This window comes from Streptomyces sp. M-16, from assembly GCF_052114405.1.
GTDB lineage: Bacteria > Actinomycetota > Actinomycetes > Streptomycetales > Streptomycetaceae > Streptomyces.
In genome coordinates this window covers 1-24,768 of the sequence record NZ_JBFRER010000027.1, presented here as the reverse complement: position 1 = coordinate 24,768, position 24,768 = coordinate 1, and the positions used below count along the sequence as shown (strand labels likewise).

The 24,768-nt window shown below is 74.3% G+C and carries 25 protein-coding genes; 16 read left to right on the top strand and 9 right to left on the bottom strand.

The features are described from left to right. Positions 1-87 precede the first annotated feature (87 nt). The 9 genes from AB4039_RS14720 to AB4039_RS14680 all read left to right on the top strand — a co-directional run bounded on the left by AB4039_RS14720 (position 88) and on the right by AB4039_RS14680 (position 8,455). On the top strand, positions 88-546 hold the full coding sequence (locus tag AB4039_RS14720; protein ID WP_266845838.1) for a MaoC family dehydratase: 459 nt from the start codon (positions 88-90) through the stop codon (positions 544-546). Between the two features lie 72 nt (positions 547-618). Further along, a complete protein-coding gene (locus AB4039_RS14715) occupies positions 619-1,383 on the top strand; it encodes a CoA transferase subunit A (RefSeq protein WP_266845837.1) in 765 nt (254 codons plus the stop codon). After that, positions 1,383-2,027: a CoA transferase subunit B gene (locus AB4039_RS14710; RefSeq protein WP_266845836.1), complete on the top strand. Its 645-nt coding sequence runs from the start codon at positions 1,383-1,385 to the stop codon at positions 2,025-2,027. The genes AB4039_RS14715 and AB4039_RS14710 overlap by 1 nt, the downstream gene beginning before the upstream one ends. Further along, positions 2,024-3,232, top strand: coding sequence for a thiolase family protein (locus AB4039_RS14705; protein ID WP_442270897.1), 1,209 nt, complete (start codon positions 2,024-2,026; stop codon positions 3,230-3,232). The genes AB4039_RS14710 and AB4039_RS14705 overlap by 4 nt, the downstream gene beginning before the upstream one ends. 85 nt (positions 3,233-3,317) lie before the next feature. Continuing rightward, positions 3,318-4,085 carry a protocatechuate 3,4-dioxygenase subunit beta gene (gene pcaH / locus AB4039_RS14700; RefSeq protein ID WP_266845834.1) on the top strand — a complete coding sequence of 256 codons (768 nt, stop codon included), beginning with the start codon at positions 3,318-3,320 and terminating at the stop codon, positions 4,083-4,085. Next, the gene (gene pcaG / locus AB4039_RS14695) at positions 4,085-4,672 is read left to right on the top strand and encodes a protocatechuate 3,4-dioxygenase subunit alpha (RefSeq protein ID WP_442270896.1); all 588 of its coding nucleotides are present in this window, start codon (positions 4,085-4,087) and stop codon (positions 4,670-4,672) included. Before pcaH ends, pcaG begins: the two co-directional genes overlap by 1 nt. 121 nt (positions 4,673-4,793) lie before the next feature. After that, positions 4,794-6,128 (top strand): 3-carboxy-cis,cis-muconate cycloisomerase, encoded by a 1,335-nt coding sequence (gene pcaB / locus AB4039_RS14690; protein WP_442270945.1) that lies wholly within the window; start codon positions 4,794-4,796, stop codon positions 6,126-6,128. Further along, positions 6,125-7,258: a bifunctional 3-oxoadipate enol-lactonase/4-carboxymuconolactone decarboxylase PcaDC gene (gene pcaDC, locus AB4039_RS14685; protein WP_442270895.1), complete on the top strand. Its 1,134-nt coding sequence runs from the start codon at positions 6,125-6,127 to the stop codon at positions 7,256-7,258. Before pcaB ends, pcaDC begins: the two co-directional genes overlap by 4 nt. Positions 7,259-7,264: 6 nt before the next feature. Continuing rightward, positions 7,265-8,455: a 4-hydroxybenzoate 3-monooxygenase gene (locus AB4039_RS14680; protein ID WP_266845831.1), complete on the top strand. Its 1,191-nt coding sequence runs from the start codon at positions 7,265-7,267 to the stop codon at positions 8,453-8,455. A gap of 71 nt (positions 8,456-8,526) precedes the next feature. Here AB4039_RS14680 and AB4039_RS14675 read toward each other — a convergent pair whose 3' ends face one another. Both AB4039_RS14675 and AB4039_RS14670 read right to left on the bottom strand, forming a co-directional pair. Next, positions 8,527-8,937 (bottom strand): hypothetical protein, encoded by a 411-nt coding sequence (locus tag AB4039_RS14675; RefSeq protein ID WP_266845830.1) that lies wholly within the window; start codon positions 8,935-8,937, stop codon positions 8,527-8,529. A gap of 185 nt (positions 8,938-9,122) precedes the next feature. Further along, entirely contained in the window at positions 9,123-9,884 is a 762-nt protein-coding gene (locus tag AB4039_RS14670) for an AraC family transcriptional regulator (protein ID WP_442270894.1), read from the bottom strand. 85 nt (positions 9,885-9,969) lie between these two features. Between AB4039_RS14670 and AB4039_RS14665 the strand changes: the two genes are divergently transcribed. Next, complete coding sequence (locus tag AB4039_RS14665) at positions 9,970-10,788, top strand: TSUP family transporter (RefSeq protein WP_442270893.1); 819 nt, start codon at positions 9,970-9,972, stop codon at positions 10,786-10,788. A gap of 175 nt (positions 10,789-10,963) precedes the next feature. Here the strand turns inward: AB4039_RS14665 and AB4039_RS14660 are convergent, their stop codons facing one another. Further along, the gene (locus AB4039_RS14660; protein WP_442270892.1) at positions 10,964-12,217 is read right to left on the bottom strand and encodes an MFS transporter; all 1,254 of its coding nucleotides are present in this window, start codon (positions 12,215-12,217) and stop codon (positions 10,964-10,966) included. A gap of 135 nt (positions 12,218-12,352) precedes the next feature. Between AB4039_RS14660 and AB4039_RS14655 the strand changes: the two genes are divergently transcribed. The 4 genes from AB4039_RS14655 (at position 12,353) to AB4039_RS14640 (ending at position 16,095) form a co-directional block, all read left to right on the top strand. After that, positions 12,353-13,288, top strand: coding sequence for a LysR family transcriptional regulator (locus tag AB4039_RS14655; RefSeq protein ID WP_442270891.1), 936 nt, complete (start codon positions 12,353-12,355; stop codon positions 13,286-13,288). Positions 13,289-13,558: 270 nt separating this feature from the next. Next, positions 13,559-14,842 carry a phosphatase PAP2 family protein gene (locus tag AB4039_RS14650; RefSeq protein WP_266845825.1) on the top strand — a complete coding sequence of 428 codons (1,284 nt, stop codon included), beginning with the start codon at positions 13,559-13,561 and terminating at the stop codon, positions 14,840-14,842. A gap of 409 nt (positions 14,843-15,251) precedes the next feature. Beyond that, on the top strand, positions 15,252-15,614 hold the full coding sequence (locus AB4039_RS14645; RefSeq protein WP_266845824.1) for an STAS domain-containing protein: 363 nt from the start codon (positions 15,252-15,254) through the stop codon (positions 15,612-15,614). Positions 15,615-15,633: 19 nt separating this feature from the next. Continuing rightward, complete coding sequence (locus AB4039_RS14640) at positions 15,634-16,095, top strand: ATP-binding protein (RefSeq protein ID WP_266845823.1); 462 nt, start codon at positions 15,634-15,636, stop codon at positions 16,093-16,095. Here AB4039_RS14640 and AB4039_RS14635 read toward each other — a convergent pair. Next, entirely contained in the window at positions 16,070-16,663 is a 594-nt protein-coding gene (locus AB4039_RS14635; protein ID WP_266845822.1) for a hydrolase, read from the bottom strand. The genes AB4039_RS14640 and AB4039_RS14635 overlap by 26 nt on opposite strands. Before the next feature lie 75 nt (positions 16,664-16,738). Beyond that, on the bottom strand, positions 16,739-17,182 hold the full coding sequence (locus tag AB4039_RS14630; RefSeq protein WP_266845821.1) for a MarR family transcriptional regulator: 444 nt from the start codon (positions 17,180-17,182) through the stop codon (positions 16,739-16,741). A 652-nt stretch (positions 17,183-17,834) separates the two neighbouring features. On the opposite strand from AB4039_RS14630, the gene AB4039_RS14625 reads away from it, so the two are divergent. Further along, positions 17,835-18,893 carry an enoyl-CoA hydratase/isomerase family protein gene (locus AB4039_RS14625; protein WP_442270944.1) on the top strand — a complete coding sequence of 353 codons (1,059 nt, stop codon included), beginning with the start codon at positions 17,835-17,837 and terminating at the stop codon, positions 18,891-18,893. A 139-nt stretch (positions 18,894-19,032) separates the two neighbouring features. Here AB4039_RS14625 and AB4039_RS14620 read toward each other — a convergent pair whose 3' ends face one another. Beyond that, positions 19,033-19,776 (bottom strand): TetR/AcrR family transcriptional regulator, encoded by a 744-nt coding sequence (locus AB4039_RS14620; protein WP_266845820.1) that lies wholly within the window; start codon positions 19,774-19,776, stop codon positions 19,033-19,035. A gap of 250 nt (positions 19,777-20,026) precedes the next feature. Here AB4039_RS14620 and AB4039_RS14615 point away from each other — a divergent pair, with 250 nt between their 5' ends. Further along, positions 20,027-21,265, top strand: a complete 1,239-nt coding sequence (locus tag AB4039_RS14615) for a cytochrome P450 family protein (RefSeq protein ID WP_266845819.1) — start codon at positions 20,027-20,029, stop codon at positions 21,263-21,265. Between the two features lie 37 nt (positions 21,266-21,302). Here AB4039_RS14615 and AB4039_RS14610 read toward each other — a convergent pair whose 3' ends face one another. The 3 genes from AB4039_RS14610 to AB4039_RS14600 form a co-directional block, all read right to left on the bottom strand. Next, the gene (locus AB4039_RS14610; RefSeq protein ID WP_266845818.1) at positions 21,303-22,373 is read right to left on the bottom strand and encodes an alpha/beta hydrolase-fold protein; all 1,071 of its coding nucleotides are present in this window, start codon (positions 22,371-22,373) and stop codon (positions 21,303-21,305) included. Positions 22,374-22,533: 160 nt separating this feature from the next. Next, positions 22,534-24,123, bottom strand: coding sequence for a molybdopterin-dependent oxidoreductase (locus AB4039_RS14605; RefSeq protein WP_442270890.1), 1,590 nt, complete (start codon positions 24,121-24,123; stop codon positions 22,534-22,536). 157 nt (positions 24,124-24,280) lie between these two features. After that, a partial coding sequence (locus AB4039_RS14600; protein WP_442270889.1) for an anti-sigma factor domain-containing protein occupies positions 24,281-24,768 on the bottom strand: 488 nt, incomplete at its 5' end.

Genomic DNA, 24,768 nt, shown 5'->3' with positions numbered 1-24,768 from the left:
GTGTCCCGCCGGGAGCAGGCCCTGCGCCGGGCCCGTTCCCACCCCTTTCACCCCCTGCCCACCCTCTGCCGAACGGACCGATTCACCATGCCCACCACCGCCCACGGCCTCGACGCCCTCACCGCCCTCAGCGGAGCCGACCTCGGCCACACCGCCTGGCGGGAGATCACCCAGGTACGGGTGAACACCTTCGCCGACGCGACCGACGACCACCAGTGGATCCACACCGACCCGGAGAAGGCCAAGACCGGCCCGTTCGGCGGCCCGATCGCCCACGGCTACCTCACCCTCTCCCTCGTCATCCCGCTGTTCGGCGAGCTCCTGGACATCACCGGCATCTCCATGAGTGTCAACTACGGACTGGACAAGGTCCGTTTCCCCAGCCCCGTCCCCGTCGGCGCGAAGGTCCGGCTGCACGGCGCCGTCGGCACCGTGGAGGAGATCAAGGGCAACGGCGTGCAGATGCCCCTCACGTTCACCGTCGAGGTCGAGGGCAGCGCCAAGCCGGCCTGCGTCGCCCAGGCCGTCTACCGCCACTACGCCTGAGAGGACACCATGAACGAGGTCGCGGCCGGCGCCGCCCGGGCCGTCCACCACCACTGCGCCTGAGAGGACACCATGAACAAGGTCGTGGCCAGCGCCGCCCAGGCGGTGGCGGACATACCCGACGGCGCATCCGTCGCGGTGGGCGGCTTCGGGCTCAGCGGAGTGCCGAAGGCCCTCATCCAGGCGCTGTACGAACGGGGGACGAGCGGGCTGCGCATCGTCTCCAACAATTGCGGTGCGAACGGCGAAGGCCTCGCCCTGCTGCTGTCGGCAGGCCGGATCGCCCGGGTCACGGGGTCCTACGTCGGCGCGAACAAGGAGTTCGCCCGCCAGTACCTCGCCGGCGAGCTGGAGCTGGAGATGATCCCCCAGGGCACGCTCGCCGAACGCCTGCGGTCCGGCGGTGCCGGAATCCCCGCCTTCTACACCCCCGCCGGTGTCGGCACCCTGGTCGCCGACGGCGGACTGCCCTGGCGCTACGACGGTGCGGGCGGGGTCGCGGTGGCCTCGCCCGCCAAGGAGGTACGGGTCTTCGACGGAGTCGAGCACGTGCTCGAACACGCGATCCGCACCGACGTGGCCCTGGTACGCGCCGCCGTCGGCGACCGGCACGGCAACCTCGTCTTCGCCAAGTCCGCCCGCAACTTCAACCCCCTCGCCGCACAGGCGGGCAGCGTGACGATCGCCGAGGTCGAGCGCCTCGTCGAGCCGGGCGAGATCGACCCGGACGCCGTGCACCTCCCCGGTGTCTTCGTCCAGCGCGTCGTCGCACTCGCTCCGGACGAGGCCACCGCCAAGGGCATCGAGAAGCGCACCACACGAGGGGCACACCACTGATGGCGTGGACACGAGAGGAGATGGCCGCGCGGGCCGCCCGCGAGCTGCGCGACGGCGAGTACGTCAACCTCGGCATCGGCCTGCCGACCCTGATCCCCGACCACATGCCCGCCGGGATCGAGGTGGTGCTGCACTCCGAGAACGGGATCCTGGGCACCGGCCCCTATCCCTACGAGGAGGACGTCGACCCCGACCTGATCAACGCCGGCAAGGAGACGGTCACCGTCCTGCCCGGGGCGTCGTACTTCGATTCGGCGCTGTCCTTCGGCATGATCCGCGGCAGCCACATCGACACCGCCGTCCTCGGTGCCATGCAGGTCTCCGCACGCGGCGACCTCGCCAACTGGGCCGTCCCCGGGAAGATGATCACCGGTATCGGCGGGGCCATGGACCTCGTCCACGGGGCCCGCCGGGTCATCGTCCTGATGACCCACACCGCCAGGGACGGCAGCCCCAAGATCGTGGCCACCTGCGACCTCCCGCTCACCGGCCGGGCGTGCGTCCAGCGCGTCATCACCGACCTCGGCGTCCTGGACGTCACGGCCGACGGCCTGGTCCTCGTCGAACGGGCCCCGGACGTGTCCGTCGCACGGATCCTCGCCGCGACCGCCGCCGACGTCCACGTCCCCGAGGAACCGCGATGAAGGCACGCACCGTCTACGTCGTCGACGCCGTCCGCACCCCCTTCGGCCGGTACGGGGGCGCCCTCGCCTCCGTACGCCCCGACGACCTGGCCGCCCACGCCCTGCGCGAACTGCTCGCCCGGACGCCGCGGCTGGACCCCTCCCGCATCGGCGACGTGTTCCTCGGGAACGCCAACGGCGCCGGCGAGGAGAACCGCAACGTCGCCCGCATGGCCGCGCTCCTCGCCGGCCTGCCGGTGACGGTCCCCGGCGTCACCGTGAACCGGCTGTGCGCCGGCGGCCTCGAAGCGGTGATCCAGGCGGCCAGGGCGATCGCCGTCGGCGACGTGTCCGTCGCCGTCGCCGGCGGCGTGGAGTCCATGACCCGCGCCCCCTGGGTCCTGCCGAAACCCGACCGCGCCCACCCCGCGGGACACACCGAGATGTACTCCACCACCATCGGCTGGCGCATGGTCAACCGCGCGATGGAGCCCCGCTGGACCGTCGCCCTCGGCGAGGGCGCCGAACTCGTCGCGGACAAGCACGGCATCACCCGCGAACGGCAGGACGCCTTCGCGCTCTCCTCGCACCGCAAGGCGAGCGCCGCCCGCGCCGCAGGCCTGTTCGACGCCGAGATCGTCCCCCTGGCCGTGCCCGGCCGCAAGGGCGAGAACACCCGCGTCACCGCCGACGAGTGCGTCCGTGAGGACGCCTCCGACACGGCCCTGGCCAAGCTCGCACCGGCGTTCCGGCCCGACGGCGGCACCGTCACCGCAGGGAACGCCTCACCCCTCAACGACGGCGCCGCCGCCCTGCTCCTCACCGACGAGCGGGGACTGGCGGAGTGCGGTCGCGAGCCCCTCGCCCGCGTCAGCGCGTCCGCCGTCACCGCGATCGAACCGCAGTGGTTCGGCCTCGGCCCGGTCGAGGCCGTACGGCGGTCCCTCGACAAGGCCGGCCGCACCTTCGGGGACCTGACCGTCATGGAACTCAACGAGGCGTTCGCCGCCCAGGCCCTCGGCTGCCTCGCCGAATGGCCGGAGCTCGACCCCGACGTGCTGAACCCGCTCGGCGGCGCCATCGCCCTCGGCCATCCCCTCGGGGCCTCCGGCGCCCGCCTCGCGGGCACCGTCGCCCACCAGCTCGCCCGCCGGGGCTCGGGCACCGGAATCGCCGCCCTGTGCATCGGCGTCGGCCAAGGCCTGGCCCTCGTCCTCGAACGCTGACCTCCGTCCCCGAACGCCGCCCCGCATCACCCGGACGCCGACCCCTCATCCCCGGACGCTCCCGACCGACGAAAGCCGCCACCCCATGACCACACCCCTCCCGGAGGGCCTCACCCAGCGGGACATCGACGCCGAGACCGCCCGCGCCCACGCACGGGCCGCCGGCACGTCCCCCGATCACCCGCCCCGCGACTTCCCCCCGTACCGCAGCAGCGCCCTTCGGCACCCGGAGCAGCCCCTGCTCCCCCTGAAGGACCCGGAGGCCGTGGAACTGACCGGTCCCGTCTTCGGAGTCACCGACGTCACCGACCTGGACCGCGACCTCACGCGCCGGCACCGGGGCGAGCCGCTCGGCGAGCGGATCACCGTCACCGGGCGGGTGCTGGACCGCCGGGGCCGCCCGGTGCGCGGCCAGCTGGTGGAGCTGTGGCAGGCCAACGCCTCCGGCCGTTACGCACACCGGCTGGACCAGCACCCGGCGCCGCTCGACCCCCACTTCACCGGCTTCGGCCGCTGCCTCACCGACCAGGACGGCGGGTACTCCTTCACCACCATCAAGCCCGGCGCCTACCCCTGGCGCAACCACACCAACGCCTGGCGCCCCGCCCACATCCACTTCTCCCTGTTCGGCGAGGCCTTCACACAACGGCTGATCACCCAGATGTACTTCCCGGGCGACCCGCTCTTCGCCCACGACCCGATCCTGCAGGCCGTCACCGAACAGTCGGCGCGCGACCGGCTCGTCGCCACCTACGACCACGACCTGTCCGTCCCGGAACGATCGCTCGGCTACCGCTGGGACATCGTCCTCGACGGTCCGGCGTCCACCTGGTTCGAGGAAGGACGCGACTGATGAACCCTCTTCTCCCACCCACCCCCTCCCAGACGGTCGGCCCCTTCTACGGCTACGCCCTGCCGTTCGCGGGCGGCGGCGACATCGCCCCGGCAGGACACCCCGACGCGGTCACCCTCCACGGGTACGTGCGCGACGGCGCCGGGGAGCCCGTGCCCGACGCGATCGTCGAGATCTGGCAGGCCGACCCGGCGGGCTCGACCGCCGGAGCACCCGGATCGCTCCGGCACGACCCGGCCACCGGCAGGGTCGTCGGACGCGACGGAGTCCGCTTCACCGGATACGGCCGCATCGCCACCGACGCGGACGGCCACTGGACCGTCCGCACCCTGGCCCCCGGGGCACACGCGCCGGGCGCCGTCCCGTACCTGGCGGTCGTGGTCTTCGCCCGCGGCCTGCTGCACCACCTCCACACCCGGATCTACCTGCCCGAGCAGGCCGGGGGTCTCGCGGCCGACCCGGTGCTCGGCTCCCTGCCGGCCGAGCGCCGTGCCACGCTGCTCGCCACGCGGGAGGCCGACGGGATCCACCGGTTCGACATCCGGCTCCAGGGCGGGGAAGAGACGGTGTTCCTTGACCTCCTCTGAACCGCTGTCCGCCGGGCCGACTTCGGCCGGGCCGTCCTCCACCGGGCAGGTGCCCGCCGGGCCGGCCTCCGCCGAGCCGCACGACGCAGCAGGCATCGCCGTCCCGTACGAGGGCGCCGACATGGGGCTGCTCGCCCCCGTGCGAGCGGCCTCCGCGGCGGAACGGGCCACCGGCGACCTCGCCTTCCTCCAGGCGATGCTGGACGCCGAGGCCGCGCTCACCCGGGCCTGGGCCCGTCTCGGCCTCGCGCCGGCGTCCGCCGCCGTGGCGGKCGACGCGGCGGCGGACGCCTCCCGGTACGACCTCAGGGACCTTGCCGCGCGGGCCCGCTCGGGTGGAAACCCGGTCATTCCGCTGGTCGGCGCACTGCGCGCCGCGGTCGGCCCCTCGGCCGCCGCATACGTGCACCGGGGCGCCACCAGCCAGGACATCCTCGACACCGCCGCCATGCTGGTCGCCCGCCGGACCCTCGGCCACGCACTGACCGACCTGGACCGCACCGCCGGGCGGCTCGCCGCCCTGGCCGAGGCACACCGCGACACCCCGATGGCGGGCCGTACCCTCACCCAGCACGCGGTGCCCACCACGTTCGGGCTCAAGGCAGCGGTCTGGTACCGCCTCGTCCGGGACGCCGTGGACCGGCTCACCTCCGTACGGGCCGGCCTGCCGGCCCAGCTCGGCGGCGCGGCCGGCACCCTCGCCGTGATCGCCGAGGAGACCACCCCCGTCACCGCACTGGCTCTCCTCGCCGGCTACGCCGAGGAGAGCGGACTCGCCGAGCCGATCCTGCCCTGGCACACCGCCCGCACCCCGGTCGCCGACCTCGCCGGAGCCCTCGCCTTCACCACCGGGGCGCTCGGCAAACTCGCCGCCGACGTGCTCGCCATGGCGCGCACGGAGACCGGTGAGGTGAGCGAGGCGGCCGGTGGCGGATCGTCCGCCATGCCGCACAAGGACAATCCCGTCTCCGCGACCCTGATCGCCGCGGCGGCCCGCCAGGTCCCCGCCCTCGCCTCCGTACTGTTCGGATCGCTCGCAGCCGAGGACGAACGCCCCGCAGGCGCCTGGCACGCCGAGTGGCAGCCCCTCCGCGAGGCCCTGCGGATCACCGGCGGCGCCGCCCGGTGCGCCGCCGACCTGACGGCCGGCCTGCGCCCCCACCCCGCACGGATGCGTGCCAACCTCGCGCGCACCGGCGACCTGATCGTCTCCGAACGCCTCGCCCTCGCCCTCGCACCCCACCTCGGCAGCTCACGGGCCCGGTCGCTCGTCACCCGGGCCTCGGCCCGGGCCCGCCACGGCACCTCGCTCATCGGCCGGCTGCGCGACCTGCCGGAGCTGGCCGACCTCCCCGAGCCGTACTGGCGCGACCTCGCCGACCCCACCCGCTATCTGGGCTGCGCCCCGCAACTCGTCGACCGCGCGCTCTCCGACTCCGCCCGGGAACACCCATGACCCCGCTCCACCACAGGCTCGACGGACCGGTCCACGGTGCCCCGCTGATCCTCGGCCCGTCGCTCGGCACCTCGCTGGCCGTCTGGGAACCGCAGCTGGCCGCCCTCGCCCGCCACCACCGCGTCCTGCGCTTCGATCTGCCCGGCCACGGCTCCTCGTCGGCGGTCGCCGTCGCCACCGTCGCCGACCTGGCCGACCTCGTGCTCGGCCTCGCCGACCACCACGGCTGGCAGCGCTTCCACTACGCGGGCATCTCGCTCGGCGGCGCGATCGGCACCCACATCGCCGTGCACCGGCCCGAGCGCGTCTCGTCACTGGCCGTGGTCTGCTCCTCCGCCCGCTTCGGCGACCCGGAGGCATGGCGGCAGCGCGCCGCCCAGGTCCGCGCGGAGGGCACCGGACCTCTCGCGGAGGCATCCGCCGCGCGCTGGTTCGCCGACCCGGCGCACACCGCCGGGACCCTCGCCGGCAAGGCCCTCCTCTGCGACCTCGCCTCCACCGACCCCGAGGCCTACGCCTCCTGCTGCGATGCGCTCGCCGTCCACGACCTGCGCGCCGACCTGCCCGGGATTACCGCACCCACACTGGTCGTCGCCGGCCGTGCCGACCTCGCCACCCCGCCCGCCCACGCACGCGAACTCGCCGACGGCATCCCCGGAGCGGGGCTCACCGAGATCGCCGGCGCCGCCCACCTCGCCGGCATCGACCGGCCCGACGCCGTGACCGCGGCGCTGCTCGCCCACCTCGGTCACCCGTTCCCCCGGACGGCGGGGGAGCGGGTCCGGCGGGCCGTGCTCGGCGATGCGCACGTCGATCGGGCCACCACCCTCAGCACCCCCTTCACCGACCCGTTCCAGGACTTCATCACCCGCTACGCGTGGGGCGAGATCTGGACCCGCCCGGGGCTCGACCGGCGCACCCGCAGCTGCGTCACCCTCACCGCCCTCGTCGCCCAGGGCCACCACGAGGAGCTGGCCCTGCACGTCCGGGCCGCGCTCACCAACGGACTGACCGCCGACGAGATCGGCGAAGTGCTGCTGCAGACGGCCGTCTACTGCGGCGTCCCCGCCGCCAACTCCGCCTTCGCCACAGCCCGGCGCGTCCTCGACGACGCCCACACCGAGGAGTGACCTCCGATGACCCACCCCCGCCACACCCAGGTCGCCATCGTCGGTGCCGGCCCCTCCGGCCTCCTCCTCGCCCGCCTGCTGCACCGGGCCGGAGTCGACTGCGTGGTCCTGGAGAGCCGCGACCGCGCCTACGTCGAACAGCGCCAGCGCGCCGGCATCCTGGAACAGAGCACCGTCGACACCCTCCGGGAAGCCGGCGCCGCCGACCGGCTCGACCGCGAGGGCATCCCGCACGACGGCATCGAACTCCGCTTCGACGGCCGTCGCCACCGCATCGACTTCCCGTCCCTGACCGGCGGCCGCCGCGTGTGGGTCTACGCGCAGACCGAGGTCGTCAAGGACCTGGTGGCGCTCCAGCTGGAGGACGGACCGCCGCTGTACTTCGATGCGCCGGTCCACGCGGTCGAGGGGGCCGACACCCACCGCCCCGTCGTCCGGTACGGGCATCAGGGCGAGGAACGCCTCCTCGACTGCGACTACGTCATCGGCTGTGACGGCTACCACGGCGTGGTCCGGCGAGCCGTTCCCGCCGGCGTCATGCGCGTCCACGAACGGACCTACCCGTACTCGTGGCTGGGCATCCTCGCCGACGCCCCGCCCGTCTACGACGAGCTGATCTACGCCCATTCCGAGCGCGGCTTCGCCCTCGCGAGCATGCGGTCCCCGCAGGTCAGCCGGCTCTACCTACAGGTCCCCAACGGCGAGGATCCCGCCGCCTGGCCGGAGAGGAAGATCTGGGACGAACTCGATCTGAGGCTCGGCGCCGATACGGGATGGCGCCTCACCCGCGGCCCCGTCACCGCGAAGTCGGTCCTCCCGATGCGGAGTTCCGTCACGGAGCCGATGCGCTGGGGCCGCGTCCTGCTCGCCGGTGACGCGGCCCACATCGTCCCCCCGACCGGCGCCAAGGGCCTCAACCTCGCCGCCTCCGACGTCACCGTCCTGGCCGCCGCCCTCGCCGCACGCTACGCAGACGCGGACACCGCGCTCCTCGACTCCTACTCGGACACCTGTCTGCGCCGCGTCTGGCGAGCCGAGCAGTTCTCGTACTTCATGACCAGCACCCTGCACACCCCGACCGAGCACTCGTCCTTCGACACCCGCCTCCAGGTCGCCCAACTGGAACGCATCGCCCGGTCACACCATGCGGCCGCCGAACTCGCGGAGAACTACACCGGCGCCGCGCTCCAGCCCTGAGAGCAGCAGCTGGAAGAGGCGGCCATCCGCTGCGGTTGCGCTTGCCCGAGGGCACACGAAGGACCGGCGGGTCACCGTACGTCGACGGTGACCCGCCAACCCGTCAGCGCCAGGCACTCGACCGTGCCCGGCGCGGGCGACCCGGGACAGGCCGGGACTTCGGAGGTCAGTACCGCCGTGCCGGGCGACACGCCCCGGAACAGGTGGTCCGAGACCGAGGACAGCGCCGTCCCGGACAGGCCTACCGGCGCCCCCGGCCGGCCCGCACCCGCATCGGGCAGGGAGATCCGTACGGTGCCGTGCAGCGGCAGGCACATCCGGCGGCCGTTGTCCGAGGCGGTGACGACCACCTCCGGGGCGACCGCGTCCCCGGTGCCCGTACAGCCGTGGACCGTGGCCCGGGCGCCCGGGCCGCCGCAGCCGGCGGCCGCCACCAGCAGTACGCCGCCCAGCACGGCTGCCCCTGTCGTCCGCGCACCCATCCGACGGCCTCCTCGCGACGCGGCTGTTCCTCGCCGCTTGGACGCAGGCGACCCGCTCCCGGTTCCCCGGCCGGCCCGCCCCCGGCCCGCCCCCGGCCCGCGCCTGGCGGCGGCGCCGACCGTCGGCGTCCCTGCCCGACGCGGCCGGCTCACGTACCTCGACCCCAGGGGACGACGGCGCCGGGTCAGCGGCGTCTCATGGAGGACGGCGGTGTGCCGAAAGCGCGCGTGAAGGCGTAGGAGAAGGCCGCGGGGGAGGCATATCCGAGCAGGGTCGCGACTTCGGTGACGGTCTGGTGGCGCAGGAGGGGGATCGAGGCCAGCAGCCGGGCCCGGGACCGCCAGGCCGCGGGGCTCGTCCCCGTCAGGTGCCGGAAGCGCCGGGTGAACATGCGTTCGCTCATCGCCGCGGCGCGCGCCCAGTCGGTGTTGCTCACCGCCACGTCGGGGCCGGTGAGATATGCGCGGCAGAGCCGGGAGAACGGCGCTTCGTGCGGGAGGGCGACATGCAGCGGAACCTCGGAGAGCGCGGCCGTCTCCAGGAGGATCAACGCGATCACCGCGCTGTCGCGGTCGTCCGTGGCGTAGTCCGCGTCCAGGTCGGCGGCGGCGAGCAACAGTTCCCGCAGCAGCGGCGGGACCTCCACGACCCGGCAGGCGGTGGGCCACCACGGAACGGCCGACGGCTCGATGTAGAGGCTTGAGGTCCGCACGTCCAGCATCCGCACCCGGTGGCGGATCCGGGGCGGGATGAGCACCGCCCGTTCGCCCGGAAYGGTCCACGCCCCGTCGTCGGTCTCCACGAGCATCGTGCCGGTCGCGGCGTACAGGAGCTGCGCCCGGCGGTGCTCGTGCCAGGTGAGGAGGGAGTCCGGCGGGTAGTCGGTCGCGATCGGCAGCACCTCGACGGGGAGGTGATCGAGTCGCGCGAGGGGCACGTTGCGCATGACGGGAAGGGTATGGCCGAAACTCGAAAGAGTCGGATCGACGGTCGATCGTCGGCGAACAGGCTCCTCGACTGGACTGGGGTCCATGAGTGCTCTCGTTCTTGTCGCCGTCGGGATCCTGACCGGTCTGACCACCGTGGTGTTCGGCTTCGGGGGAGGCTTCGTCACGGTCCCCGTCATCGTCTGGGTGGACGCCGCCGCGGGGCCGGCCGCGGCGACCGTCGCGGTGGCGACCTCGTCGCTGGTCATGGTCGTCAACGCGGGGGTGGCCACCGCGGCCACGCCCCGGCCGGTTCTGCGCCGTCTGCGGGGTACCGCCCTCCTGATGGTCCTGCTCGGCGTCGGGGGGCTCGGTGGTGCGGTCGTCGCGGGCTCCGCGCCGGCCTGGCTGATCCACTGGGGGTTCGTGGCCTATCTGACGGTGACCGTCGCCGACGTGCTCGCGCGCCCGGGGTTCCTGCGCCCTGCCGCCGGTGCCGGTGCCGGTGGTGGTGTCGCCGACGGGTCCGGGGCGTTCGCGATCCCGGCCGCGCTCGGGGTCCCCATCGGCGCCGCCGCCGCGTTCCTCGGCGTCGGAGGGAGCGTCATGACCGTACCGCTGCTGCGGCGTTCGGGACTGTCGTTGGGCACCGCCGCTGCGCTGGCCAACCCCCTCACCGCCTGTATCAGTGCCCCGGCGTGCGCGGTCTTCCTCGCGGTCGCCCACGGGACGGACGTTGCGACGCGGGTGTCGGCCGTCGGGTCCGTCGATCTCGGTGCCGCCGCCCTGCTCCTCCTCGGGGCCCTCCCGGTCGTCGTCCTCCTGCGCCGAAGGCCCCCGCGGATCGCGGACCGTCTCCACGCCTCGGGGTACGTCGCCCTCCTGTGCCTGGTGCTGGCCGCCATGCTGGTCCGGACGCCGTGACGGCGAGCTCAGGTGAGACCGAGCGGTTCCGTGTGGACGCCGGGGTTGCCGTGGCGCTGGTCGAGGAGGTGGAACTCCAGGATCCAGTGGGCCCGCCCGGTCGCCGGCCTCCTTTCGCCACGGCCCGGCGGTAGTCCAGCGCTCGACCGGTACCGGACACCAGCGCCGGCCGGCCCTACGAGAGCATCCGTCGCGGTGCCGGCTCCGTCTCGGGGGGAAGGCCCGTCGTGCGGCGGGGGAGCAGCAGGGGGGTCGCCAGCAGGACCGCCCCGGCCAGGCCGATGGCCGTGCGCGGCCCGAGCAGGGTGCCCAGTACGCCCCAGACGGCCGTCAGGAGCGCGGTCGAGGCCTTGGTCGTCACCGCCCAGGCGGACAGCGTGCGGGCGACCCGGTCGGTCGCGGTGCGCTGGAGGCGGCAGGTGGCCTGGACGGGGTTGAAGACGCCGCAGCAGAAGATGAGACCGAGTTCGACGCCGATCACCAGCAGCAGCCCTCCGGTGCCCGGCTCCAGGAAGGCCAGCCCCACGGGCCAGAGCGCACGCAGGGTCCCGGACACCGCCAGGACCCGGTGCTGCCCGAACCGGGTGACGAGCGGTCGGGCCAGCCGCGAACCGAGCAGGCCGCCGATCGAGGGCGCCGCGAAGGCGAGGCCGTACTGCCACGGCGCGAACCCGAGCGGGCCGAGCATCAGGACGGCCAGGAGCGGCTGGGTGGCCATCACGAGGCCGTTGAACAGGGCGGTGTTGAAGAACAGCGGCCGGAGCGTCGCGTCGCAGAGGATGAACCGCCAGCCGTCGAGCAGGTCCCCGGCCCGCATGCGCCCGGCCTCCTCCCGGCGTCCGGGCCGGGGCTCGTGGCCGCCCATCGCGCGGATGCCCAGGGCCGAGAGCAGGTAGCTGACCGCGTCGGCCACCACCGTCGCCACCGGTCCGAGGAGCCCGATCGCCGCGCCGCCCAGCGGCGGTCCGATGATCGTGGTCGTCCAGGCCGTGGACTCGAACCGGGCGTTGGCGACGAGCAGGTCCCCGGCCGGCAGCAGCGTCTTCAGGTACGCGCCGGAGGCGGCGCGGAAGCCGATGTCGGCCGCCGCGACGACGGCCGAGACCAGCAGGAGCTGAAGGAGGGTGAGCACGCCGAGCGCGAAGGCGGTGGGGACCGTCAGGAGCGCCGCGCACCGCACCAGGTCCATCGCGATCAGCACCGGCCGCTTGCGGCGGAACTCCACCCACGGGCCGAGCGGCACCGCCACCGCCGCGCCCACCGCGGCCCCCACGGAGGAGAGCGCGGCGACCTCCGCCGGACCGGCGTGCAGCTCCCGCACGGCGATCAGGGGGAACGCGCCGAAGGCGAGCCAGGTGCCGAGCGCGCTCGTCCCGTACGCCCCCCAGAGCCACCCGAACCGCCGTCCCAGCCGGTGCCCGCTGCCCATGCCCGACCCCTCCCCTCGCTCCGCCCGTACAACCGATCCGCGATCGGAAGCATCAAAGGCCAGGGCCGCACACGGGGTCAAACAACCAGAGGGCTACCTCCCCACAACCACTGGTTGTGGGCATAGGGTCTCGGCATGGACCTCGACACCATCCGGACCTTCGTCGCCGCCGCCGAGGCGGGGYGGTTCCAGGAGGCCGCCGCCGGGCTGGCGGTCACCCAGCAGGCGGTCTCCAAACGCATCGCCGTGCTGGAGCGCGACCTCGGCGTACGACTGTTCACCCGCACCGCGCGCGGTGCGGAGCTCACCATCGACGGGCAGGCGTTCCTGCCCCACGCGCGCGAGCTGCTGCGCGTCGCCGAGCGCGCGGTCGCGTCCGTGCGCCCCGGCCGGCGTCCGCTGCGCGTCGACGTGATCGCCTCACGGGTCGCGCCTTCGGGCATGATGCGCGACTTCCACCGCGCGCACCCCGACATCGAGCTCGACGTGCTGATGCTGTTCGACATCGAGACGGCCGTCGCCGCCCTCCGCTCGGGCGCCATCGACGCCTCATTCCGCGCCGTCGGGGTGCCCGGCCGGCCCCTCCCCGAGGACATCGAGTCCGTCCGGGTGCTCGACGAGCCGCTCCAACTGCTCACCGGCCCGGCCCACGCCCTGGCGGGCGCCCGGTCGGTGGCCCTCGCGCAACTCGCCGGGCACCGGATCTGGATGCCCGGCATCGTCCCCGGTACCGAGTGGGGGGCCTATTACGACGACCTCGCCGCCGGGTTCGGCCTCACCATCGAGGCGACCGGCCCCAACTTCGGCTCCGACGCACTCCTCGACACGGTCGCCGACACCCCGGCCCTGGCCACCTTCATGGGCGAGCACACGCGCGTCGTCTGGCCCGCCGGCCACGGCCTGCGCCGCGTCCCGGTGACCGACCCGACCCCCGTCTACCCGCACTCGCTCCTCTGGCACCGCGACAACCCCCACCCGGCGCTGGCCGCCCTCCGTGCCCACCTCGCCGCCACGCGCCCCGCCCGCGACACCGCCGGGACCTGGGTGCCGAGCTGGGTGGCCCCGCGCTGATCGACGCGGCATGCCGCCGCCGGGCTCCGGGCGGCGCCGGCGAAGCCCTGCGTGCCGGCCCTCTCCGAACCCTTGCCCGATCGGGCAAGCGTTCACTTGACGTCCAGCCCGTCATCAGTGAAACCCACCCTTTCCGTTAACATGTTCGAGCTCACAACGACGGCGTTGGAAAACATATAAATCGGTTGAAAATTGATATCTACGATTGCGCGAGCGTTTTCGCGAACGGGCGGCGACTCCAGGGTCGCCGCATGGCGTCGACCACGCGTCATGCTGTGGGCCGCGGTCAGTGTGGTGGCCCTGGGATTCCTCATCGCCCTGGAGGTCGCCGCGCGCCACTACGGTGAGCCGGGACCGATCACCAGCCAGGCGCAAGAGGTGATCTTCGCCCCCAGGTCGGGGACGGTGCTGTACGTCAGCATGGCGTTGATGATGGTGGTGCTCACCTGGCGGGAGCGGTTCATCGCGCTCGGCACCGCGGTCGGCATCGACCTCGTCTTCTGGATCGTGCGCAGCATGGTGGGCGCCCAGATGATGGCCGGCAACGGCGCGTTGTGGGTGACCCTGGGCTGTGCCGTCATCGCCGTCACGCGCCGCACCGGCCGGGAGCGGGCCCTGCTGCTGAAGGGCGTCGGACTGGCCCTGCTGCTGGTGGCAGGCCGCAAGACCGGCTACACCTGGCTGCTGATCACGTCCAAGACCCGCCCGATGGTGCTCGACCAGTACGTGGCGACCGCCGATCACGCACTGGGCAACCCGTCGTGGCTGGCGGGCCGGATCGTGGAGGCCACCGGCTCGGTGGGCCACCACGTCCTCGAATGGGTGTACATCCAGCTCGCGGTGGCCGCGGTCGGCGTCGCCCTGTACCAGCTGCGCAACGTGGCCGCCGAGCGGCGCTTCCCCGGCCACCACCTGGTGCGCACGTTCCTGGTCATAGGCCTGCTCGGCCCGGGCATCTACATGATCTTCCCGGTGGTCGGACCGATCCTCGCCTACGGCGCCGACGGCGGGCACTGGGCGCTCGCCGACCTGTGGCCGAACACGCCGCCGCCGCTCGGCACCCCGGTCCCGATGCCCTTCGACGAGATCACCCCGCGCAACTGCATGCCCAGTCTGCACACGGCGTGGGCCACCGCGATCTTCATCCACTCCCGCAGGGGCCCCCGGGCGCTGCGCTGGGCCGGCACGTTCTGGCTGATCGCCACCCTCGGCGCGACCCTGGGCTTCGGCTACCACTACGGTGCGGACATCGTCGCCGGCGTGGTCTTCACGCTCACCATCGAGGCGGCGCTGCGCGCGATCGACCACGGCTGGGACCGGTCGGCGACCCGGCTGGTGGTCTACGGCGCCGCGGTCTTCGCCGCGCTCCTGGCCTCGTACCGCTACCTGTCGGTGGAGATGGCCGGGCTTCCCTGGCTCTTCGGGCCGCTGATCATCCTGTCGATGGCCTCGGTGATCTACGGCTACGTACGGACCACCAGGCTCTGGGAGCGCGAGGCCGCCTCGGTGGACCTTCCGCAACCGCGGCGCGAGGCGCAGCCCGAACTGGTGTGAGCTGGTCCGGAAGCCCCCTGTCCGTCGTCGGGAAAACCCTGCCGTCCGTACGCGGATAAAGGCCGTGCGGCTGGTGTCCTCCCTTTTCGGGGGGGCGCCGGACAATAGGCCGATCGGTGGAATGGAAGAGGCCGAGTACCTGGTCAAGGGTGGTGGAAGGCCCGAGATATCCGGGACCTTGGGCCCTGGTTCGATCCGCGGAGGGAGAGAACGGAAAAGGCCGGTGAACGCAACCCGGCGCCGGTCGGATGCATTCGCGGCCGAATGGCGTCGGCGGGGGACGCCGGCCGTGTCACGATGCCCGTGTCCGGGCACCGGCCCGGGGCCGGGGCAGCGGTCGTCCGGAGCCGTGCATGGATCGGCCGGACCCGGGCAGGCGTAGATCCAGCAGGACGGAAGGTGATGCCGGATGGTGCCGGAAACGGAGGACGGGCGGTTCGCCGTCGCGGTGAGCGCGGTGGACGGGGTGACCGTCCTCACGCTCACCGGTGAGCTCGACCACGACACGGCCGCGCCCTTGCGCGAGGCCCTGGAGGCGGCGGTCGTGCCGGGCGGCCGGATGGTCGTCGACATGGCACGGCTGGACTTCTGCGACTCCACCGGACTGAACGCCCTGCTGCACGCCCGGCTCTCGGTCCAGGAGGCCGGCGGCAGGCTGGAACTGGCCGGGCTGAGCGGGCCGGTCGCCCGGATGTTCCGCATCACCGGCGCCGACGGCGTCTTCCCGGTCCACGTGGACGTGGCGGGGGCGTTGCGGCCGGACCATTCTTAGCGAGAGGGAGCGAAGGGTCATGGGGCAGCGCGGGTCGGCGGACCGGAACTGGCTCCTGGTCCTCGACGGGCTCCCGGACCCCGTCAGCCGCAGCCGTGAGTTCACCCGCCGGGCGCTGACCGCCTGGCAGTGGCTGCCGGCCGAGGGCGAGGCCGTACGGGAGGCGGCGGAGGACGTCCTCCTGCTGGTCTCGGAGGTGGTGGCCAACGCCTGCCTGCACGGCGGAGGGCCCGGTGCGCTGGTGCTGGACCGTACGGACGAGCGGCTGCGCATCGAGGTGACCGACACCAATCCGGCACCGCCGGAGCCCGGCGGGCACGGGCTCCCGTCGGACCCGGCCCGGCCGGGCGGCCACGGGCTGCTGATCGTGGAACGGCTGGCCCGGGCCTGGGGTTCGCGGCCCGGAGCGCTCGGCAAGTGCGTCTGGCTGGAGGTGCCCTGGCCGGCGGACGGGCTCAGCCCAGAGCGTCCAGTGCCGTGATGATCTCGCCGGTGGAGCTGACCCGGCCCAGGCGGGGGAAGATCTTGCCGAAGGAGTGGGCGTGCGACGCCGCGTCGAGGTCGGCGGTGGCGTCCTCCGCGAAGACCAGCCCGTAGCTGTGCTCCCAGGCGGTACGGGCGGTGGATTCGACGCCGATGCTGGTCGAGATGCCCGCCAGCACGATCCGGCGGATGCCGCGGCGGCGCAGCTGGAGGTCGAGCTCGGTCCCGGTGAAGGCGCCCCAGTGGCGCTTGGTGACCCGTACGTCGCCCAGGGCGGCCAGCTCGTCCGGGATCTCGGAGAACGCCGGCGGCGGGGCGGTGGCCGGGCCGGGGGTGTCGACGTCGGTGGTGGGCAGGTCGCCGCCGTCGGGCGACCAGGCGACATTGACCAGGACCACCGGCAGCCGGTGGGCGCGGAAGGCCTCGGCGAGCGCGATGCCGTTCTTGAGGATCTCGGCGCCGGGGCGGACGGTCGGCATGCCCAGGATGCCCCGCTGGAGATCGATCAGCACCAGCGCGGTGCCGGAGTCCAGGGTCAGGGTGGAGGGGGTGGGCGAGACGGTCATGTTCGGACTCCTCGGTCGCTGTTCGCAGGGGTTCGGGGACGGGTGGGCGGCGGAGCCCCGTCGGGGGAGGGCAGGTCAGTCCTCCGCCAGGCGGCGCAGCAGCGGCACGGCCTCGGCCAGCAGCCGCCGCTCCTCGGCGGTCAGCCGACCCGCCATCAGCTCGGCGATCCGGCCGTGCCCGGCCTCGCGTCGCTCGCGCACCAGGGCGCGCCCCCGGTCCGTCAGGGAGACGAGCAGCCGGCGCCCGTCGGTGGGGTGCGGGGTCCGGGTGACGTACCCCTCGGCCCGCAGGGAGTTCAGGGTGGCGATGACGGACTGCGGGCGGATCCTCTCGGCCCGCGCGAGATCGGCCGCGGTGGCCGCGCCGAGCCGGTCGAGCCGCTTGAGGACGGACATCTGCGACAGGCTGATGTCTCCTCCCGCCGCCGCCCGTATCTGGCGCACCAGCATGCCCAGGGCCAGCTGGAGCTCCTCGGCGATGTCGTGCACCCCGTCGCGCGGCTCCGGTGGCGATGTCATACGCCGACCGTAGGGAACGACAGGGAAACTTGCAAGGAAGACTGATGATCTGGCCGGGTGGCGGTCGGCGACCGCGGGCCCGGGCGGCGTGCCGGCGGTCGTCCGGCGGCCACGGGCTCCACGCCGGACGGAGGAACGGGCGAAGGACGGTCCGTATTCACTGGATCGACCGACGTCACCGACCGGGGATCACCCCCGGCGGGGCGGTCCCGCTTCCGACGGACGCCGGGTGACGCGGAAGAACCGCCGGGCCGAAAACAGCCGGTGCGCGGCCCGGTGCGCCCGGCGCGTCCGGCGTGCCACCGGGTGGGAGCGGGGCGGTCGAGCCGCCCCGGGGCCGGCTGTTCCGCGCCGAGCCGCGTGTGACCTTCCCGCAGTGGCGCACCCAGCTGAGGCCGCACCGGACACTGCGGCCGCCGGCCGACGGCGCACCCCCGACGGCGGTCGCGCACCGCTGCGGCCGGTCCTCGGCGAGCGCCTTCACCGACGTCTTGGGGCGCGCCTTCGGACACAAGCCCGCCGCCCACCCGTCGTGAGCGGGGTGGCGCGAACCGGCCGCACACCCCCCAGACCGCCGCACATCCCGAAAGATCATCGAGATCATCGGAAATGATCTTCTCTGTACCGTCGAGACGACATACTGACCGGTGTGATGATCCAAGACGACACCGTTGTGATCGAGACCCAGGGCCGCGCGGGGGTGGTCACCCTCAACCGCCCCAAGGCCCTCAACGCCCTCACGCACCCCATGGTGCTGCGGATCGCGGAGGCGCTCACGGCCTGGGAGCAGGACCCCGCAGTGGACCACGTCATGATCCGCGGCGCCGGGGAGCGCGGCCTGTGCGCGGGCGGTGACATCCGGGCCATCCACGCGGACGCGAAGGCGGGGACCACGGGCTCCCTCGACTTCTGGCGCGACGAGTACCGGCTCAACGCCCGCATCGCCCGTTACCCCAAGCCCTACGTGGCCTTCATGGACGGCATCGTGATGGGCGGTGGCGTCGGGCTCTCGGCCCACGGCAGCGTCCGCATCGTCACCGAACGCTCCCGCGTGGCCATGCCCGAGACCGGCATCGGTTTCGTCCCCGACGTCGGCGGGACCTACCTGCTCTCGCGGGCCCCCGGCGAACTCGGCACCCACCTCGCCCTGACCGGCACCGCGGTCGGCGCGGCCGACGCCCTGCTGTGCGGGCTCGCCGACCACTACGTGCCCTCGGACTTCCTGCCGGAACTCGTCCGGGACCTCACGGAGGGCACCGACGGCGCCCCCGCCGACAAGGTCGTGGCCCGCTACGCCCTCCCCGCCCCCTCCTCGGGCGAACTCGCCGCCGACCGGGAGTGGATCGACCGGTGCTACGCGGCCGACACCGTCGAGGAGATCCACTCCCGGCTGCTCGGCACCGGCCTGCCCGCGGCCCGTGAGGCCTCCCAGACCCTGCACGCCAAGTCCCCCACCGCCCTCAAGGCCACCCTCGCCGCGCTGCGCCGGGCCCGTGCGCTGGACTCCCTGGAGCGGGTCCTGGAGCAGGAGTACCGGGTTTCCAGTGCCGCCCTGTCCGTGCCGGACCTGGTGGAGGGCATCCGCGCGCAGGTGATCGACAAGGACCGCCGTCCCCGCTGGTCCCCGGCGTCTCTGGTCCAGGTGCGGCCGGCCTCGGTGGAGCGGTTCTTCGCCCCGCTCGGCGAGGGCCGCGAACTGACCTTCCCGTAGGGCCGGGTGGGGCGCGGACCGCCCGTCGGGTGGGGTGCGGACCGTGCCCCGGACCGGCCGCCGACCGTGCCCCGGACCGGCCGCCGACCGTGTCCCGGACCGGCCGCCGACCGTGCGCCCGGTCGCCCGCCGCGCCCGGTCAGCCGCGGTCGATCCGGGTCGCCAGGCCGTCGAGGACCCGCTGGAGCCCGTAGTCGAAGTTCTCCTCGCGCAGCCGCGCCGGGTCCTGTTCCCGCTGGGTGGCGTAGTGGTCCTGCGTCAGCGGGTGCTCGTCGAGGGCCTGGCGGCCCGCCGGGGCCAGGGACCGCAGCCAGTCGGCCTCGCTCATGCCGCTGCGGGCGAGCAGCGAGAGGTAGGAGGCCTCGCTGGTCGTGGCGCCGATGACGTAGGAGATGACCGCCTTCATGGCGAGGTCGGCCTCGCCGGGCGGGAAGCCGGCCGTCCGGGCCAGCCGCAGCATCCGCTCGGACATCCGCATCAGGTTCGGGCCCAGGTGGGCCAGTCCCACCTGGCCGAGGACCGAGGCCACCCAGGGGTGGCGCAGGACCATGTCGCGCAGGCTGTGCCCGCTGTGCGAGAGGGAGGCGCGCCACCCGTCCGGACCGCCGGCCTCCGGGAGCTCCAGCTCGCCGTAGACCTCGTCCACGACCAGCTCGATCAGCTCGTCCTTGTTGGCCACGTGCCGGTAGAGGGAGGTGGCGGCCGTGCCCATCTCGGCGCCGAGCTTGCGCATGCTCAGCGCCTCGATGCCCTCGGCGTCGAGCAGTCGCACCGCCGCCGCGACGATCTGCTCCTGGCTGAGCGAGGCCTGCTCCTTCTGGCGGCGCGGCCTGGCCCAGACGGAGGGGACGGGGACGGGGGACTGCTGCTCTGATGGGGACATGCCCCCACCCTAGCCGTCTGCGGACGCTGTACGCGGCATGCGTACAGCGGAATTCCGGGGGCGCGTCGCCGGCCGGCGGCGCCACCGCGCGGCCCGCGCGGGACGGCGTCCCGCAGAGCGCGACGTGCGGGGCGCCCGTCGGCGCGTCGCGCCGGTTCCCATCCCGGACGAACCGGGCGCACCGCTTGAACAACGGCCCCTTCAGGCCGCACTGTTGGCCGGTAGTCGTCCATCTGACCAGGAGACCGCCTTGTCGCCGCACACCTCCCCCCGGCACGTCATCGACCCCGCCGGCGGCTGCCCGCACGCGCTCAACGCCCGGCTGCGCGCCGAGGGCGCCGTGGCGGAGGTCGTCCTCCCGGGCGGGGTGCCCGGCGCCGTCGTCCTGGGACACGAGGCGCTCAAGGAGTTCCTCGCCCACCCCGACGTGGCCAAGGACGCCCGCCACTTCCCCGCCCTCCACGACGGCAGCATCCCCGCCGACTGGCCCCTGCGGGTCTTCGCCAACGCCCAGGGCATGCACACCGCCGACGACGCCGACCACCGGCGCCTGCGCTCCCTCGTCGGCAACGCCTTCACGGCCCGTCAGGTGGAGCGGCTGCGCCCGCGCGTCGAGGAACTGGCCGACGGCCTCCTCGACGACCTCGCCGCGGCCGCCGCCGGATCCGCCGACGGGGTCGCCGACCTGCGCACGCACTTCGCACTGCCGCTGCCGATGAGCGTCATCTGCGAACTGCTCGGCGTGGACCCCGAACACCGCGGCCGCCTGCACCACCTCTCCAACACCGTCATCATCGCCACCGACATCGCCCCGGCCGAGGTGATGGCCGCCGTGCGCGAGCTGGTGGAACTGATCGCCACCATCGCCGCCGCCCGCCGCGCCGCCCCCGGCGAGGACCTCACCAGCGCCCTGATCGCCGCTCGCGACGAGGACGGGGACCGGCTCAGCGAGGCCGAACTCATCGGCACCATGCGGCTGATGCTCGTCGCCGGCCACGAGACCACCCTCAACCTCATCAGCAACGCCGTCCGCGCCCTGTGCACCCACCGCGACCAGCTCGCCCTGGTCATGGACGGCAAGGCGAGCTGGTCGGACGTGGTGGACGAAACCCTGCGCTGGGACGGGCCGGTCAGCTGGTTCCCCTTCCGGTACCCGACCCGCGACCTCACCGTCGCCGGCACCGTCATCGCGCAGGGCACCCCCGTCCTCGCCGGCTACACGGCGGCCGGCCGCGACCGGGCCTTCCACGGCCCGGACGCCGACCGCTTCGACCTGACCCGGCCCACCGCCGCCCGCAGCCTCTCCTTCGGCCACGGCGCGCACTACTGCGTCGGCGCACCCCTCGCCCGGCTGGAGGCCACCATCGCCCTGGAACGCCTCTTCACCCGCTTCCCCGGCCTGGACCTGGCGGTCCCCGAGGCCGGGCTCCCGCACCAGCGCAGCTTCATCGGCAACAGCGTCGAGGCGCTCCCGGTCCGCCTGGCCTGACCCGGGCGGGCGGCGGCCGGGGTCCCGTGCCGCCCTGCTACGAGGCGGGTGCGGGCGCGGAGAGTTCGGTGCTGAGCCACCCCAGCGCGTCGGGGTACATCCCGCTCCACGTCTGGAAGTTGTGCCCGCCGGCCGGGCGGACGAGCGTCTTCACCCGCACCCCGGTGCCCCGCGCCGCGCGGGCGAACTCCGCCAGCTGCCCCGGCGGGCTCTCCTTGTCCTGGGCGGAGGTGGCCAGGAACAGCCCGGCGTCCGCACCCTTCGTGTGCCCGAGCAGCCAGGCCGGGCTGTTGCGTTCGCGCAGCCCGGGATCGGCCAGCACCCCCGCGTCCCCGGTCAGCGGATCGGGGTCCAGGGCCGCGCCCGCCCGGAACACCTTCGGGTACTGCAACGGCAGCTTCGCCGCGCAGAACGCCCCGGTCGAGACGCCCATCAGCCCCCACCCCTTCGGCTCGGGCAGCGTACGGAAGTTCTTCGCGACCAGGTCCGGCACGTCCCGGGCGAGCCAGGTCGCGATCTTGCGCTGCGGGGTGTCGCTGCAGTCGGTGTTCACCCCGCCCGGATAGATCTCCGGCATCACCAGGATGAACGGGCGCGCCGCCCCGAGCTGGACCAGCCGCTCCAGCGCCCCGGGCATCGACCCCAGGTCCATCCAGGAGCGCGGCGTACCCGGATAGCCGTGCAGCAGCATCACCACGGGGAACCGGGTCCGGTCCGCCCCCGGGGCGTCGTACGCCGGGGGAGTCCACACGATCACCTGCCCGGCGAGCTTCGAGTGACTGCCGCGGACGTACGTGCTGAGCGTGCCGTCGCCGCCCTGCGTGAACTTGGCCCGGCCGACCGGCGGCCCCGTCATCGCGGAGGCCTCCTCACCGTTCCCGGTGCCCAGCAGGTCGTCCCAGGAGGCGTACAGCCCGAAGCTGCCGTTGATCCACGCGGCGACCACGCAGATCGCCGTCAGCTGGCACAGCCCGATCATCAGCACCCGTGCCGTCCACCGCACGGGAGCGGGCCCCGGGACCCGGTTCCACAGCAGCAGCGCCAGGAGGACGGCCAGCGCCGTGACCGCGATCAGCGTGACGAGGAACGCGGTACTGGTCAGCTCCACGGCGTCGGCTCCTGACGTGCGGGAGGGGCGGGGACGGCAGGCGGATGACGTCCTGACGGGACCCTCAATGTACGGCGCCCGCGGGACCGCGGGCGCGGGCCCGCGCCGTGTCGGCGCGGGCGCCGGGGCGGACCCGCCGCGGTCCCCGGCCGGCCCCGGATCACAGCGAGCGGACGTCCACGGTCACCGTGTGCCAGCCCGTCGCCCCGTCCGGGAGGGTGCCCGAGCGCGTGCCCGTCTGGGTCCGGCCCGAGCCGTCCGTGGCCCGGACCTGGAGCGTGTGCCCGCCGGGAACGGCGTCCCAGGGCCACACCCACTGCCGCCAGGTGTCGACGCCGTCGGCCGCCGCCAGCCGGGCCGGGAGCCACGGGCCGTCGTCGGCCCGCACCTCCACCCGGGAGATGCCCCGGTGCTGCGCCCACGCCACCCCGGCCACCATCACCCGCCCGGGTGACACCCGGCCGAAGGGACGCGGGGTGTCGATCCGCGACTGCGTCTTGACGGCGGCCTGCTGCGCCCAGGACCGCCGGACCCAGTACGCGTCGAAGGCGGCGAAGGTGGTCAGGCGCAGCTCGGTCAGCCACTTGCAGGCGGACACGTACCCGTACAGGCCCGGTACGACCATCCGGACCGGGAAGCCGTGCGCGAAGGGGAGCGGCGCGCCGTTCATCCCGACGGCGAGCAGCGCGGCCCGGCCGTCCATGACGGTCTCGACGGGCGTTCCGATGGTCATCCCGTCGACGGAGCGGGCCACCAGCTGGTCGGCGGGGCCGCCCTCGGAGGGCGGGCGCACCCCCGCCTCGCGCAGCAGGTCGGCCAGGCGGACGCCGAGCCATCGGGCGTTGCCCGCGTACGGGCCGCCGACCTCGTTCGAGACGCAGGTCAGGGTCACGTCGTGTTCGACGAGCGGCCGGGCGAGCAGGGCCCGCAAGTCCAGGCTCAGCGGCTTGGCGACCCCGTCCCCGCGGAGCGTCAGCCGCCAGGTGGCGGCGTCCACGCGCGGGACGACCAGGGCGGTGTCCACGCGGTAGAAGTCCCCGTTGGGGGTGAGGAAGGGGGAGAGGCCGGGGATCCGCAGGTCCGCCCCGGYGGGTACGGGCGGCGCGGGGACGGCCGGCGGCGGCAGAGCGAGGTCCGCCCGGGAGGCGGTGGCCCGCGCCGAGCCGTGGGCCCCGAGACGGCGCCCGGCGAGTCCGGCCACCGCCGAGGCCGTGACCGTGGCCGCCACGATCCGGCCGAAGCCCCGTCGGTCCATGGGCCAGGTGCCACCGGGCCGCCCCGGCGCGGGGCGGGGCCGTCGCAGGGTGGTGACCAGCAGGTACAGCACTCCGGCCGCGACCGCCCCGCCCGCCAGCGACGGCAGGGCGTCCCGCCAGGTGRCTTCGGGCCGGCCGAGCGCCGCCACCGCCCCGAGCACGCCCACCGCGCCGGCGAGCACCAGGCCCGTACGGAGCCGGTGTACGGCGAGGACGCCCGTCGCTGCGGCGAGCACCGCCAGCACCAACGTGATCCCGAGCGTCAGCACCGGCTTGTCGGCGGTGCCGAAGGTGCGGATCGCCCATTCCTTGACCGCCGCGGGCGTACGGTCCACCACGGCCCCGCCGACCGCGGTGAGCGGGGCCGCCTCGGGCCGGACGGCCACCGCCGCCAGCTCCGCGACCGTCAGTCCGGCGAACGCCGACACGAGCCCGGCGACGGCCCCGGCCGACCACAGCCGGCGGGCGCCGCGCGTCTGCCCCACGGGTCCCATCGGCGTTCACCTCCGTACGCACATCGCCGTGCGCATGGCCCGGTCCCCACGCTCGCGGCGAGCACGTGCCGCCGCGCGGAGCCGGTACCTCTCCACCCTTCCACGGTTGCGCGCCGGACGTCGCAGCGGCCGGAACCGGCGGAACCGGCGGAACCGGCTAGGTGGTCCGGGTGCCGGGCAGGGCCWGCAGGACCAGCGGGTTCGTCGTCGGGGCGGCGGAACCGCCCTCGGGCTCCACGGTGACGCCGATCCCGGTGGCTCCGCGCACCCGGCCCGCCAGGAGGGCCGGGGCGTCGGGCCGCCCGGGATCCATCAGGCCCGCCGGGCGCATGCCGCCGCCCGGACCGGCGAACCACAGCTGGTAGACCCGCCCCGCCGGGGGCGCCGCCATCCCGGAGGGCACGAACACCGCCCGGTCCCGCTCGCGGGAGAGCACCACCGTCCCCGTACCGCCGTCCGCGATCCGGCCGGACGCCAGCCGGGCGTCGGGGGCGGACAGCACCCCGGCCAGCGCGGCCTCCCGGGCCTCGGCCGCCCGTGCCTGCTGCCGCGCGACGTCCGCCCGCTGGTACTGCCAGGCCGCGACCCCGCCCAGCCCGGCCGCCACCGCCACGCAGGCGGCCAGGGCCCACCGCGCCCACGCCC

Bases quoted from the DNA above. Each gene is read 5' to 3' on its own strand.
- AB4039_RS14720 (WP_266845838.1), top strand. From the start codon at position 88: ATGCCCACCACCGCCCACGGCCTCGACGCCCTCACCGCCCTCAGCGGA.
- AB4039_RS14715 (WP_266845837.1), top strand. From the start codon at position 619: ATGAACAAGGTCGTGGCCAGCGCCGCCCAGGCGGTGGCGGACATACCC.
- AB4039_RS14710 (WP_266845836.1), top strand. From the start codon at position 1,383: ATGGCGTGGACACGAGAGGAGATGGCCGCGCGGGCCGCCCGCGAGCTG.
- AB4039_RS14705 (WP_442270897.1), top strand. From the start codon at position 2,024: ATGAAGGCACGCACCGTCTACGTCGTCGACGCCGTCCGCACCCCCTTC.
- pcaH (WP_266845834.1), top strand. From the start codon at position 3,318: ATGACCACACCCCTCCCGGAGGGCCTCACCCAGCGGGACATCGACGCC.
- pcaG (WP_442270896.1), top strand. From the start codon at position 4,085: ATGAACCCTCTTCTCCCACCCACCCCCTCCCAGACGGTCGGCCCCTTC.
- pcaDC (WP_442270895.1), top strand. From the start codon at position 6,125: ATGACCCCGCTCCACCACAGGCTCGACGGACCGGTCCACGGTGCCCCG.
- AB4039_RS14680 (WP_266845831.1), top strand. From the start codon at position 7,265: ATGACCCACCCCCGCCACACCCAGGTCGCCATCGTCGGTGCCGGCCCC.
- AB4039_RS14675 (WP_266845830.1), bottom strand. From the start codon at position 8,937: ATGGGTGCGCGGACGACAGGGGCAGCCGTGCTGGGCGGCGTACTGCTG.
- AB4039_RS14665 (WP_442270893.1), top strand. From the start codon at position 9,970: ATGAGTGCTCTCGTTCTTGTCGCCGTCGGGATCCTGACCGGTCTGACC.
- AB4039_RS14660 (WP_442270892.1), bottom strand. From the start codon at position 12,217: ATGGGCAGCGGGCACCGGCTGGGACGGCGGTTCGGGTGGCTCTGGGGG.
- AB4039_RS14650 (WP_266845825.1), top strand. From the start codon at position 13,559: ATGCTGTGGGCCGCGGTCAGTGTGGTGGCCCTGGGATTCCTCATCGCC.
- AB4039_RS14645 (WP_266845824.1), top strand. From the start codon at position 15,252: ATGGTGCCGGAAACGGAGGACGGGCGGTTCGCCGTCGCGGTGAGCGCG.
- AB4039_RS14640 (WP_266845823.1), top strand. From the start codon at position 15,634: ATGGGGCAGCGCGGGTCGGCGGACCGGAACTGGCTCCTGGTCCTCGAC.
- AB4039_RS14635 (WP_266845822.1), bottom strand. From the start codon at position 16,663: ATGACCGTCTCGCCCACCCCCTCCACCCTGACCCTGGACTCCGGCACC.
- AB4039_RS14630 (WP_266845821.1), bottom strand. From the start codon at position 17,182: ATGACATCGCCACCGGAGCCGCGCGACGGGGTGCACGACATCGCCGAG.
- AB4039_RS14625 (WP_442270944.1), top strand. From the start codon at position 17,835: ATGATCCAAGACGACACCGTTGTGATCGAGACCCAGGGCCGCGCGGGG.
- AB4039_RS14620 (WP_266845820.1), bottom strand. From the start codon at position 19,776: ATGTCCCCATCAGAGCAGCAGTCCCCCGTCCCCGTCCCCTCCGTCTGG.